Annotated in this window: 15 protein-coding genes; 12 read left to right on the top strand and 3 right to left on the bottom strand. The window is 73.8% G+C overall.

Features of this window, described 5'->3' with window-relative positions:
* Position 1 precedes the first annotated feature (1 nt).
* Positions 2-805 (bottom strand): isocitrate lyase/phosphoenolpyruvate mutase family protein, encoded by an 804-nt coding sequence (locus VNL12_RS12545; protein ID WP_325595049.1) that lies wholly within the window; start codon positions 803-805, stop codon positions 2-4.
* Between the two features lie 143 nt (positions 806-948).
* Between VNL12_RS12545 and hisF the strand changes: the two genes are divergently transcribed.
* The 12 genes from hisF (at position 949) to VNL12_RS12485 (ending at position 11,276) form a co-directional block, all read left to right on the top strand.
* The gene (gene hisF / locus VNL12_RS12540) at positions 949-1,725 is read left to right on the top strand and encodes an imidazole glycerol phosphate synthase subunit HisF (RefSeq protein WP_325595047.1); all 777 of its coding nucleotides are present in this window, start codon (positions 949-951) and stop codon (positions 1,723-1,725) included.
* A 129-nt stretch (positions 1,726-1,854) separates the two neighbouring features.
* A complete protein-coding gene (locus tag VNL12_RS12535) occupies positions 1,855-2,148 on the top strand; it encodes a co-chaperone GroES (RefSeq protein WP_349257849.1) in 294 nt (97 codons plus the stop codon).
* A gap of 60 nt (positions 2,149-2,208) precedes the next feature.
* The gene (hisI, locus tag VNL12_RS12530) at positions 2,209-2,571 is read left to right on the top strand and encodes a phosphoribosyl-AMP cyclohydrolase (RefSeq protein ID WP_325595043.1); all 363 of its coding nucleotides are present in this window, start codon (positions 2,209-2,211) and stop codon (positions 2,569-2,571) included.
* 10 nt (positions 2,572-2,581) lie between these two features.
* Positions 2,582-4,120, top strand: coding sequence for an anthranilate synthase component I family protein (locus VNL12_RS12525; protein WP_325595041.1), 1,539 nt, complete (start codon positions 2,582-2,584; stop codon positions 4,118-4,120).
* 91 nt (positions 4,121-4,211) lie between these two features.
* Positions 4,212-5,057 carry a hypothetical protein gene (locus tag VNL12_RS12520; RefSeq protein WP_325595039.1) on the top strand — a complete coding sequence of 282 codons (846 nt, stop codon included), beginning with the start codon at positions 4,212-4,214 and terminating at the stop codon, positions 5,055-5,057.
* A gap of 38 nt (positions 5,058-5,095) precedes the next feature.
* Complete coding sequence (locus tag VNL12_RS12515) at positions 5,096-5,986, top strand: alpha/beta hydrolase (protein ID WP_325595037.1); 891 nt, start codon at positions 5,096-5,098, stop codon at positions 5,984-5,986.
* Positions 5,979-6,548: a J domain-containing protein gene (locus tag VNL12_RS12510; RefSeq protein WP_325595035.1), complete on the top strand. Its 570-nt coding sequence runs from the start codon at positions 5,979-5,981 to the stop codon at positions 6,546-6,548. Before VNL12_RS12515 ends, VNL12_RS12510 begins: the two co-directional genes overlap by 8 nt.
* Before the next feature lie 34 nt (positions 6,549-6,582).
* Positions 6,583-7,386, top strand: coding sequence for an indole-3-glycerol phosphate synthase TrpC (gene trpC / locus VNL12_RS12505; protein WP_325595034.1), 804 nt, complete (start codon positions 6,583-6,585; stop codon positions 7,384-7,386).
* A gap of 63 nt (positions 7,387-7,449) precedes the next feature.
* Positions 7,450-8,115: a phosphoribosylanthranilate isomerase gene (locus VNL12_RS12500; protein WP_325595033.1), complete on the top strand. Its 666-nt coding sequence runs from the start codon at positions 7,450-7,452 to the stop codon at positions 8,113-8,115.
* 2 nt (positions 8,116-8,117) lie between these two features.
* Positions 8,118-9,356: a tryptophan synthase subunit beta gene (trpB, locus tag VNL12_RS12495; RefSeq protein ID WP_325595032.1), complete on the top strand. Its 1,239-nt coding sequence runs from the start codon at positions 8,118-8,120 to the stop codon at positions 9,354-9,356.
* Positions 9,353-10,138: a tryptophan synthase subunit alpha gene (gene trpA, locus VNL12_RS12490; RefSeq protein WP_325595030.1), complete on the top strand. Its 786-nt coding sequence runs from the start codon at positions 9,353-9,355 to the stop codon at positions 10,136-10,138. The genes trpB and trpA overlap by 4 nt, the downstream gene beginning before the upstream one ends.
* A gap of 151 nt (positions 10,139-10,289) precedes the next feature.
* The gene (locus VNL12_RS12485; protein WP_325595028.1) at positions 10,290-11,276 is read left to right on the top strand and encodes an isopenicillin N synthase family dioxygenase; all 987 of its coding nucleotides are present in this window, start codon (positions 10,290-10,292) and stop codon (positions 11,274-11,276) included.
* A gap of 67 nt (positions 11,277-11,343) precedes the next feature.
* Here the strand turns inward: VNL12_RS12485 and VNL12_RS12480 are convergent, their stop codons facing one another.
* Together VNL12_RS12480 and VNL12_RS12475 are read right to left on the bottom strand one after the other, a co-directional pair.
* Positions 11,344-11,604 carry a hypothetical protein gene (locus tag VNL12_RS12480; RefSeq protein WP_325595026.1) on the bottom strand — a complete coding sequence of 87 codons (261 nt, stop codon included), beginning with the start codon at positions 11,602-11,604 and terminating at the stop codon, positions 11,344-11,346.
* A gap of 91 nt (positions 11,605-11,695) precedes the next feature.
* Positions 11,696-12,229 carry a hypothetical protein gene (locus VNL12_RS12475; protein ID WP_325595024.1) on the bottom strand — a complete coding sequence of 178 codons (534 nt, stop codon included), beginning with the start codon at positions 12,227-12,229 and terminating at the stop codon, positions 11,696-11,698.
* Between the last annotated feature and the right edge of the window lie 2 nt (positions 12,230-12,231).

Here is a 12,231-nt window from a genome sequence, read left to right as displayed (position 1 = left end):
GCTACTCGGCAGTGAAGGCGCGGGCGGCGACGTCGGCGGGCACGCTCGGCGTCGTCGCGCCGAGGCCGCCGGAGGCCAGCACGGTCTGCGCCGCGGCGGCAACGGCCCCGTAGGCCGCGTTCGAGAGGTTGCTGCCGAGCGAGACCCGGCGCACGCCCGCTCCGGCCAGGTCGGCGACCGTGGGCCCGCCGGGCAGCAGCAGAACGTTCACGGGGACGCCGACCTCGGTCACGACCGTCCCGATGGCGTCCAGGTCGACCAGCCCGGGGGCGTAGACGACCTCGGCGCCGGCGTCGCGGTAGGCGACGAGCCGAGCGGTGGTGTCGTCGAGGTCGTCGACTCCGTGGAGGAGGTTCTCGCAGCGGGCGGTCAGCACCAGACCGTGCTCTCCGGCGCTGGTAGCGGCGGCGGCGACCCGGGCGACGGCCACGTCGAACGGCTCGATCCGATCAGCGCCCGGATTCCAGTCCTCGATCGAGACGCCGGCCGCCCCGGCGTCGGCCAGGAGCCCGACTGTCTCGGCCACGCCGTCCGGACCGTCGGCGAAACACCGCTGGGCGTCGACGTGGAGGGGCAGCTCGGTGCCCGCGGCCAGGTCGGTCACGTGGTCGACCAACACGTCGCGGGTGATGCTCATGTCGGCACGGCCCCGCGAGTTGGCCAGGCCGGCGCTGGTGGTGGCCAGGGCAGCGAAGCCCATGGCGGCGAGCAGGCGGGCCGAGCCCCGGTCGAACGGGTTGGGGATCACGAAGGTTCCCTCGCGGTGGAGGTCGCGGAGGCGGTCACGGCGGGCGGTGGCGGTCATGGGGCCGAGTCTGTCGAAGGCCGACGCGCCCCGCTGGCGGGATTCGGACGAAGACTCACCGGGCCCGACGCTTATTCGTGCCGGGTTGCGCCCGGGCCGGAACGGGCAAGGGAAGTTGCCCAGGCGGCCGGTACCGTCGCAGAGTGCGCACCGCCCGGGTGATCCCCTGCCTCGACGTCACCGGCGGACGGGTCGTCAAGGGGATCAACTTCGTCGGGCTCCGCGACGCGGGCGATCCGGTCGAGCTGGCCGCCCGCTACGACGCCGAAGGGGCCGACGAGCTCGTGTTCCTCGACATCACCGCCAGCTCCGACGACCGAGACACGATGGTCGAGGTGGTGGCCCGCACCGCCGAGCAGGTCTTCATCCCCCTCACCGTCGGGGGCGGCATCCGCAGCGTCACCGACGCCCGGCGCCTGCTGCGCGCCGGGGCGGACAAGGTGTCGCTCAACACCGCCGCCATCGCCCGCCCCGAGACCATCGCCGATGTGGCCGTCGAGTTCGGGACCCAGTGCGCAGTGGTGGCCATCGACGCCCGCCGCCGAGTGGTCGACGACCCCGCCGCGGGCTGGGGCGTCTTCACCCACGGGGGCCGCAACCCGACCGACCTCGACGCCGTCGAGTGGGCCGTCGATGCCGAGCGTCGGGGCGCGGGCGAGATCCTGCTCACCTCGATGGACCGCGACGGCACCCGCGATGGCTTCGACGTCGAGCTCACCCGCGCCGTGAGCGAGGCCGTCGGGATCCCGGTCATCGCCAGCGGGGGAGTGGGCACCCTCGCCCACCTCGCGAACGGCGTCATCGACGGCCGGGCCGATGCGGTGCTCGCGGCGTCGATCTTCCACTTCGGCGAGCACACCGTCGCCGAGGCCAAGGCCGTCATGGCCGCCGCCGGCATCACCGTCCGTCCTCCTGCCTGACGTCGACCGCGGGAGCCGGGCGCCGAGGGCCGAGGCTCGGAGCTGGGCCCGAGCGTCGGAACCGACGCCGAAGGCCCGGCCACCGGGACCGGTAGCGTGCGCCCCGTGGCCGACAAGCTCCCGATCAAGATGCTGAACGACCGCGTGCTCGTCCGGCCCGAGACCGACGGCGAGCGCAGCAGCACCGGCGGCATTCTCATCCCGGCGACGGTCACCACGGCCAAGCGCCTGGGCTGGGCTGAGGTCGTCGCCTCCGGCCCCAACGTCCGGTCGATGGAGGTCGGCGACAAGGTCCTCTACAACCCCGAGGACCGCTACGAGGTCGAGGTGCGAGCCGAGGACTTCGTGATCCTCCGCGAGCGAGACGTGCACGCGGTGGCCTCCGAGCGCATCGAGGAGGGCTCCACCGGGCTCTACCTCTGAGTCGCGCCGGTCGCCATCTCGTGGGAGGAACCTCAGGGTCGGGCCCTATCCTCGGCCTCCATGCCCGCCCTCACCCCGATCGAGATCCGCGCCGAGGACCTGGACCGGGTGCGCTACGACACCGACGGCCTGGTGCCGGCCATCGTCCAGGAGGAGGGCACCGGCGACGTGCTGATGATGGCCTGGATGAACGAGACCACCCTGCGGCGCACGCTCTCCGAGGGGCGCACCGTGTTCTGGAGCCGGTCGCGCCAGGAGGAGTGGCGCAAGGGCGACACCTCCGGCGACCGCCAGCTCGTGCGCCGGGCCGCGTACGACTGCGACGGCGACACCCTGCTCTTCGTGGTCGAGCAGGAGGGCCGGGGTGCGTGCCACACCGGCGCCAAGAGCTGCTTCTACCGGGCCTTCGGCTCCGACGCCTGAGCGACCCGAGGTGATCCGGCCCGATCGCGAGGCGTTCCGCACCCTCGCCCGCGACCACACGGTGGTGCCGGTGTGGCGCGAGCTGCTCGCCGACCAGGTCACGCCGGTGGCCGCGTTCTGCCGCCTCTGCCCGGGCGACGAGCCCGGCTTCCTGCTCGAGTCGGTCGAACACGGGGAGCGCTGGGGCCGCTGGTCCTTCGTCGGGCGGAGGCCCGTCGCCAGCCTGGTGGCCCGCGGGGCCGACGTCTCCGTCGAGGGCCCCGGGGCTGGCGCCATCGCCGCCGGCCTGCCCCTCGACCGGGGGATCCTCGCCGCCGTCGATGCGCTGTTGGCCCGCACCCGCACGCCCGAGAGCCTCGACCTGCCGCCCCTGCACGGCGGCCTGCTCGGCTACCTCGGCTACGACGTCGTGCGCGAGGTCGAGCACCTCCCCGACACCCCGCCGGACCAGATGGGCCTCCCTGACGCGGCGATGTCGGTCATCGGCGAGATCGCCGCATTCGACCACTGGCGCCAGCGCGTCACCCTCGTGGTCAACGCCCCCGTGGCCCCGGGATCGACCGAGGCCGAGGTCGACGACGCCTACGACGAGGCCGTGGAGCACCTCGACGAGATGGCCCGCGACGGCTCCCGTCCGCAGAGCGAACCGCTGCTCGACCCGCCGTCGGCCGACGACGAGCTCCCGGCGGTGACCTCCACCCTGGGCGGGTCGCTCTACGAGCGGGCCGTCGAGGTGGCCAAGGAGCACATCCTCGCCGGCGACATCTTCCAGGTCGTGCTCTCCCAGCGCTTCGACCTGCAGCTGGACGCGGATCCCTTCGACGTCTACCGGGTGCTCCGCCAGGTGAACCCGAGCCCGGTGATGTTCTTCGTGCGCCGCCCGGAGGTGTCGCTGGTGGGCTCCTCGCCCGAGCCGCTCGTGCAGCTGCGGAACGGCCGGGTGGTGTCGCGCCCGATCGCCGGGACCCGCTACCGCGGCCGCACCGAGGAGGAGGACCGCCGCCTGGCGGCCGAGCTGGCCGAGCACCCCAAGGAGATCGCCGAGCACGTGATGCTCGTCGACCTGGCTCGCAACGACGTGGGCCGGGTGGTGCGCTACGGCACCTGCCAGGTCGACGAGATGATGACCCTGGAGCGCTACAGCCACGTCATGCACCTCACGTCCCAGGTGTCGGGAGCGCTGGCCGAGGGGCGCACGCCCATCGACGTGCTGCGGGCCACGATCCCCGCCGGCACGCTCACCGGTGCGCCAAAGGTGCGGGCCATGGAGATCATCGACAGCCTCGAGCCGGCCAAGCGCGGGCCCTACGGAGGGGTGGTGGGCTACGTCGACTTCGGCGGGGCCATCGACACCGCCATCGCCATCCGCACCATGATCTGCCTGCCCGACGGGCGGGCGTCGGTGCAGGCGGGGGCGGGGGTCGTCGCTGACTCCGTGCCCGAGCACGAGGAGCTCGAGTGTCGCAACAAGGCCCGGGCCCTGCTCGCCGCGGTGCCGGCCGCCCGACGGATGACCGCCGCCCGCCGGGCCCACGCCGCCGAGATCTGACCCGGTGCACCGGGAGCCGTTGCGCCCTCCGCGGCGGTGACGTGAGTGGTGGACCCGAGGGAGCGGGGCCCGACGGGGCCAGACTGGCCCCATGGCCGTCACCGTCTCCCGCATCCGCCGCGACGTGGTTGCCCTGTCGGGCCCCGAGACCGTCGCCTACCTCCAGGGGCAGCTGAGCCAGGACGTGGGCGCCCTGGCCGTCGGCGACTCGGCCCTGGCCTTCGTCCTCCAGCCGACGGGCAAGGTCGACACCTGGGTGCGGGTCGACCGCGCGGGGGTCGAGACGGTGCGGCTCGACACCGACGCCGGCGCGGGAGCCGGCCTCATGGCCCGCCTCCAGCGCTTCAAGCTGCGCACCAAGACCGACATCGAGCTGGTCGAGGGCGTCGCGGTGCTCGCCGTGCGCGGCGCCGAGGTGATCGACGGGGTGCCCTCCGGGTGGCCCGGCCTGGAGGGCTCCGATGTATTCGACGCCGATCCCGACGAGCTGCCCTCGGACCTGCCCGTCGGTGCGCTCGACCTCGATGGCGAGGGCTACGAAGCCCTGCGCATCGCCCACGGCGTGCCCGCCATGGGCGCCGAGATCACCGTCGACACGATCCCCGCCGAGCTCGGGCAGTGGGTGATCGACGCGTCGGTCAGCTTCACCAAGGGCTGCTTCACCGGCCAGGAGCTCGTGGCGCGCATCGACAGCCGGGGCGGCAAGGTTCCCCGCCACCTGCGGGGCTTCGCCTCCGTGACCCCGCCGCCGGCGGCCGGGGAGGTCCTCTCGGTCGACGGACGCGACGTCGGCGTGGTCACCAGCGCGGCGATCGACGCCACCGGGCGCACCGTCGGCCTGGCCCTCGTGCACCGCTCGATCGACCCGCCCGCCACTGCGCTGCTCGCGGGAGCCGAGGTGCAGGTGCTGGCCCTGCCCATCGTCACCCCGGAGTAGGTGGTCCGATCCGAGGACACCCCGCCTACGATCGATCAGTGCCCACCGTCGCCCACGGGCTCCCCCTCAAGGTCCTCGAGCGGGTCGGGCCCGCCGACCTGGCGGTGCTCGGCTCGGGTGGCCCCGATGCGCCCGCAGTGCTGTTCCTCCACGGCTTCCCGACCCACGGGGTGCTCTGGCGCAAGGTGATGAGGGCTCTCGGTGACGAGGTCTTGGGCCTCGCCCCCGACCTGCTGGGCCTGGGCGACACGGTCGTCTCGCCGTATGAGGACTTCGGGGCGCCGATGCAGGCCGAGCTGCTGCTCGACTGGCTCTCGACCCGGGGGATTCCGCGCGTCGTGGTCGTCGGCCACGAGCAGGGCGGGGGCGTGGCCCAACAGATGGTCGCCACCCACCCCGAACGCATCGCCGGGCTGGTGCTGGTCGACACCGTGGCCTACGACAACTGGCCCGTGCCCCTCGCGGCCCAGGTCATGCGCCTGGCTCGCACCCCGGGGCTCGACATCCTCGCCTACGCCCTCGACCTGCCCCGCCGGGTCGGGGCCAACGCTCACCTCGGCTTCGGCCGAGCCGTCCATGACGCCGCCGCCCTCGACCCCGACGTGGTCGAGGAGTACCTGCGCCCGGTGCTCACCGTCGAGGGCCGGGAGCGGGCCCGACGCTTCCTGCTCGCGGGCGACGCCCGGGTGACCCTCGAGTGCGGGCCCGGCCTGCGGGCCTACGACGGCCCGGCCGCCGTGGTGTGGGGCGCCGACGACGCCTTCTTGTCGCCCTCGTGGGGCACCCGCCTGGTCGACGACCTGCGCAGGGCGCCTGCGCTCACCCTCGTGCCGTTCTGCGGTCACCTCGTGCCCGAGGAAGCGCCGGAGGCGGTGGCCGACGCCGTCCGTGACGTGCTGCGAAGAGGCACCGGAGCACACGGTGGCTGACGCCCCCCGTCGCAGCCACTACGAGGTGCTCGGCGTGCCCACGGGGGCCGACCCCGCCGAGATCCGGCGGGCGTACGTGAAGCTGGCCCGGCGCTTCCACCCCGACTCCCACGGCGGGCGCAGCTCAGCCGAGCGGGCCCACGCCGATCGGCGCATGCGCGACGTGAACGCGGCCTGGTCGGCCCTGTCAGACCCGGGCCGGCGCCGGGCCTACGACGCCACCATGACCCGGGCTCGCGCCACGCCTGTGGACCCGGCCCGACCGCCGGGACCGGGCTGGCGACCGCGCCCCGACGACGACGAGTGGCTCGCGGACTACAGCTCGTGGCGCGAGGAGACCGACCTGCTGCCCCCCGATCCGCCCGGGCCCCGCCGCCCGGTGCGGGTCCTGCCCGCGGCCATCTTCGGCGCCGCGGGGCTGGCCGTCGTCTTCGGCTTGGTGCTCGGCTCCCGGCCTCTGCTCGCCCTGGCCATCGCCCTCGCGGGCATCGCCCTGTCGCTCTTCGTGTGGATCCCCTTCGCCGAGCTGGCCCGCAGCCGCGACCACGATCCCGACCGCTGACCGCTGACCGCTGACCGCCCCCAGGAGACGCCCCGTGGACACCTACCTCGACCGCATCCTCACCGCCCACCGCGCTGCCGCGGCCGTCGATCGCCGGCCGCGGGGAGCCATCTTGGAGGCGGCCGAGAGGGCCATGTCCGACGGTCCCACGCGGGGCCTGCGGGCGGCCCTGGTCGCCGACCACGCCGCCGGGCACCTGGCCGTCATCGCCGAGATCAAGCGTCGATCACCCTCGAAGGGCGACCTGGCCGTCGACCTCGTCGCCGGTCGCGTGGCCGAGGCCTATGCCGAGGGTGGCGCCGCGGCGCTGTCGGTGCTCACCGAGCCCGAGTTCTTCGGGGGCTCCGCCGCGGATCTGCGCGAGGCGCGCTCCGCCTGTGAGCAGCCCGTGCTGCGCAAGGACTTCACCGTGGTCGAGGCCGACGTCCTCGACGCCCGGGCCATGGGCGCCGATGCCGTCCTGCTCATCGCCGCCGCCCTCGACGACCACCAGCTGGCTGACTTCCGGCGCCTGAGCGCAGAGGTGGGCCTCGACGTGCTGGTCGAGGTGCACGACGAAGCCGAGGTCGAGCGGGCCCTCGAGGCCGGGGCCGACCTGATCGGGGTGAACCAGCGCGACCTGGTGACCTTCAACCTCGACACCGACCGGGCGGTGCGCATGGCCCCCGAGGTGCCCGAGGGCGTCGTCCGCGTGGCCGAGTCCGGCATCCGAGGTCCCGATGACGCCCGACGCCTCGCGGATGTCGGCTACCACGCGGTGCTGGTGGGGGAGTCCCTCGTCACCCAGGACGACCGGGCCGGGGCCGTCGCTGCGCTGCGGGCGTCCCGCGGGGGCTGACCACCGGTGCCGAGTGCGGGAACGGTGCGGGGGAGACGGGGGTACGTCCCGTAGCATCGAGGAGTGTTCGTCAAGATCTGCGGCATCACCAGCGAGGAGGACGGTCTCCTCGCCGTGGCCATGGACGCCGACGCGGTGGGCTTCATCTTCGCCCCCTCGACTCGCCAGATCGCTCCCGTGGTGGCCCGCGACATCGCCAAGCGCCTTCCGTCGGAGCTCATCACCGTCGGTGTCTTCCGTGACGAGGCCCCCGAGCGGGTCGTCTCCGTCGTGACCTCGGCCGGCCTGCGGGCGGCCCAGCTCCACGGCCACGAGACGGTCGAGGCCACGCGCTACGTGGCCGAGCGGGTGCCGCTGGTCATCAAGGGCTTCCCGGCCGGCTCGCCCGACCTGGCCCGCGTCGAGGACTACGGCGCCGAGGTGGTGCTGATCGACGGGGCCACGCCCGGCGGCGGCCAGACCTTCGACTGGTCGCTGGCCGACGAGGTGCCCGCCGGCCAGAAGGTTCTCCTCGCCGGCGGCCTCCACCCCGACAACGTGGCCGCAGCCGTCGAGCGGGTGCGACCCTGGGGCGTCGACGTGGCCACCGGCGTGGAGCGCGACGGAGGGTCGCCCGGCCGCAAGGACCCTCGCAAGGTCCGCCTGTTCGTGGCCCACGCGCGCGCGGCGGCACCGCCCTGGTCCCCCGACGTGGACGACGCCCCCTACGACTGGACCGAGGACACCTGAGCATGGCCGCCGAGACGACCTCCACGTCTTCTGACCCAACGTCCGACGACACCGTCCCGGCGATGGGCGAGCCCGACGCCAGCGGCCGCTTCGGCCGCTTCGGTGGTCGCTTCGTCCCCGAGACGCTGATCCCCGCCCTGAGCGAGCTCGAGGCCGCGTTCCGCGACGCATGGGCCGATGCCGACTTCCGATCCCGCCTCGACGGGCTGCTTCGCGACTACGCCGGGCGGCCGTCGCCGCTCACCGAGTGCGAGCGGTTGTCCGAGAAGCTCGGCCTCCGCCTGCTGCTCAAGCGCGAGGACCTGAACCACACCGGGTCCCACAAGATCAACAACGTGCTGGGCCAGGCTCTCCTCGCCCAGCGGATGGGAAAGCACCGGGTCATCGCCGAGACCGGCGCCGGCCAGCACGGCGTGGCCACCGCCACCGCCGCCGCGCTGCTGGGCCAGGAGTGCCTGGTGTACATGGGCGAGGTTGACATGGAGCGCCAGGCCCTCAACGTGTTCCGCATGCGCCTGTTGGGCGCCGAGGTGCGGCCCGCCCTCACCGGCAGCCGCACCCTGAAGGACGCCGTCAACGAGGCCATGCGCGACTGGGTGGCCACCGTCGAGACCACCCACTACTGCATCGGGTCGGTGATGGGCCCGCACCCGTACCCGTGGATGGTCCGCGAGCTGCACCGGGTGATCGGCGACGAGGTGCGCGGGCAGTGTCGAGCCCTGACAGGGTCAGACCCCGATGTGGCCGTGGCCTGCGTGGGGGGCGGCTCCAACGCCGCTGGTCTGTTCGCCGGGTTCGCCGACATGCCCACCCGCCTGGTCGGCGCCGAGCCCGAGGGCGGCGCCGCGGTCGGCCGAGGCATCCCTGGGGTCGTCCACGGGTCGAAGTCGTTCCTGCTGCAGGACGAGTGGGGCCAGGTGCGCGAGGCGACGTCGATCTCGGCCGGGCTCGACTACCCCGGCATCGGCCCCGAGCACTCCTTCCTGGCCGAGTCGGGGCGGGCCGAGTACTTCCCGGTGAGCGACGAGGAGGTCGTCGACGCCTTCGTCACCCTCAGCCGCACCGAGGGGATCATCCCGGCCCTGGAGTCGGCCCACGCCCTCGCGTGGGTGATCCGCGAGCGCGAGGCGCTCGCCGGCCAGACCGTCGTGTTGAACCTCTCGGGCCGCGGCGACAAGGACGTCGAACAGGTGTCGGGCATCCTGGGCCCGTCGGCGGGGGCCGACCGGGGTCTCCGATGAAGGCCCCCGACGGGTTCCTCGAGGCGCACCTCCGCCAGCGGCGTGACGGCGGGGCCAAGCTGCTCGTGCCCTACATCACCGGCGGCATCGACCCCCGGTGGATCGACCTGGTGCGCTCGGCCGCCGACGCCGGCGCGGATGCCATCGAGGTCGGGATCCCCTTCAGCGACCCGGTGATGGACGGCCCCACCATCCAGGCTGCGTCGCAACGGGCCCTCGACCGGGGCGCCACGCCCATGTCGATCCTCGACGACGTGGCCACCGCCGATGTCGGCGTGCCCCTCGTGGTCATGACGTACTTCAACATCGTGTTCCGAGTGGGCGTCGAGCGCTTCGCCACCGAAGCCCGCGAGGCCGGGGTGTCGGGGATGATCCTGCCCGACGTTCCGCTCGAGGAGCTCGGGGAGTGGGCGCCGGCGGGCGCCGCGTCGGGTCTTGAGACGGTGATGTTGGTCAGCCCGCTCACGCCCCCCGAGCGCCTGCCGTTGCTCATTCAGGCGGCCGAGGGCTTCGTGTACGGGGTGAACCTGCTCGGCGTCACCGGCGAGCGCGCCGCCATCGGCGAGCGGGCGGCCGTGCTCGCCGCCCGGCTCAAGGCCGTCACCGACGTGCCCGTGATCATGGGCTTCGGCGTCTCGACGCCCGACCAGGCCGTCGAGGTCGCGTCGCGGGCCGACGGGGTGGCCGTCGGCTCCGCCCTCATGCGCCGGGTGCTCGATGGCGAGGGTCCGCTGCGGCTCGGGGCCGCAGTGGCCGAGCTCCGCGCCGCCCTCGACGCCTGATGACCTGCCCTCCGCCCTCCACTGAACTGGTAGCCGATCTGGGGGCCCCCGCCCCCGATGTCCCTACCAGTTCGAGGGCTGCATCCGAACTGGTCACCGATCTGGGGGTCCCGACCCCCGGTCCCGTGACCAGTTCAAAGGGGTGGGCCCGGTGAGCCTTCCGGTGATCGACGTGGGGCCGCTGGTCACGGGTCGGGGCGACGTCGCCTCGGTGGGGCGCGAGCTCGATGCCGCCTGTCGCCGCGACGGCTTCCTCGTCGCCGTCGGCCATGGGATCGACCCTGCGCTCCAGGCCCGGCTGGACATTGCCGCCCGGGCGTTCTTCGCCCTGCCCGAGGCGGAGAAGGCGGCCGTCGGGATGGACCGGGGCGGCCGGGCCTGGCGGGGCTGGTTCCCCGTCGGCGGTGAGCTCACCGCCGACGGGGCCGACCACAAGGAGGGCCTGTACCTCGGCACCGACCTGGCGGCCACCGACCCTCGGGTGCGGAGCGGGCGGCCGCTGCACGGTCCGAACCTTTGGCCGGCGCGCCCGGTCGAGCTGCGCCCGGCGATCGAGGCCTGGATGACGGCCATGACCGCGCTGGGCCACGCGCTCGTCGGCGGCCTGGCCCTCGGCCTCGGGCTCGACGCCCAGTGGTTCGCACGGGGGCTCACCGCGAACCCGACCCTCTTGTTCCGCATCTTCCACTACCCGCCCGTGGCGGCCCCGGCGGAAGGCTGGGGGGTGGCGGAGCACACCGACTACGGGCTGCTGACGATCCTGGCCCAGGACCACCACGGCGGCCTCGAGGTGCGGGGCCCCGACGGCTGGATGGACGTCCCGCCCGAGGAAGGGGCCTTCGTGGTCAACGTGGGTGACATGCTTGACCGCATGACCGGCGGCCGCTACCGCTCGACCCCGCACCGCGTGCGGCCCTCGGTCGGAGTCAGCCGCTTGTCGTTCCCGTTCTTCTTCGATCCCGGCTGGGACGCCGAGGTGCGCCCTCTGCCCCTTGTGGGCGACGCTCCGCCTGACGACGCCGCCACCCGGTGGGACGCCACGAGCCTCCGCGACCTCGACGGCACCTACGGCGACTACCTCACCGCCAAGGTCGCCCGGGTGTTCCCGGCGCTCCACGAAGAGACCACCCGCGAGTGACGCCGCGCATCCCCGATCCCTGTGATGGCCGACCGATCGCGGTCCCCTTGGTTCTCGTCGTGGCGGGCTACGGCCAGGGTCGGATTGGGGGGCGAGAGGTGCCCAGGGTGTCGGCGACCTGGTTGAGGTCGCCGATGTCGCCGGTGAGGACCGTGTCGCGGAGGCGGGCGGCGACGACGACGAGGTGAGCGTCGACGACGTCGGTGGTGCGGGCGAGGGTGAGCAGGCGACCCAGAGCCCGTCCGTCATCGAGGGCGTGGATCGTGACGGACTTGAGGAAGGCGGCGAGCCGGCCCTGGCGTGCGCCGTCGCGCCACACCTGGGCCACGACGGGGTGGGTGGTGTGCAGGGGGGTGCGGGACCGGTGGAGGACGGTGCAACAGGTGCCGCCGAGCCGTCACCGGAGGCGACAGAAGAGATCAGGCGACGGTGACGGTGGAGATCTGCCAGCCGGCTTCGCTCCTCGCGGCAGTGACCTTGATGAAGACCCCGGTGCTGCGGTTGCGGTAGTTGCAGCTGCTGGTCGGGAACTCGCCGGTGTCGCAGCCGTAGACCTCGAAGCCCTCCGACGGCACGCCGAGGAGGGCGGTGACCACGTCGCCGGGGGCGATGCGGGCGGCGCGGACCTCGTCGCCGGCCTCCCACGCCGCCTTGAGCTCGTTGACCGCATCGCGGGCGGTGGCGGCGTGCTCGGTCGGCCCGCTCGGCGGGGACGGGGGCACCGAGGTCGCCTCCGTGGAGGGCGTCGCCTCGGTGGAGGGGGAGGTCTCGGCTGCGGGCGGCGAGGTCGTGACCGGGTCGGTGGTCGACGAGTCGGAGGAGGCGCCGTCGGTGTCGTCGTCGGTGGCCCCGCACGCGGTGAGGGCGACGGCCACCAGGACGCCGAGAGCGGGGCCGAGGCACCGGCGCGAGCGCCGGGAGCGCCCGTAGCCGCAAGGGAGGTGTTGGGACACGG

The sequence above is a fragment of the Iamia sp. genome, assembly GCF_035575815.1.
Taxonomy (GTDB): Bacteria; Actinomycetota; Acidimicrobiia; order Acidimicrobiales; family Iamiaceae; genus Iamia.
Note: the sequence above shows the minus strand (reverse complement) of the source record. Positions and strands in the feature narration are given on the sequence as shown.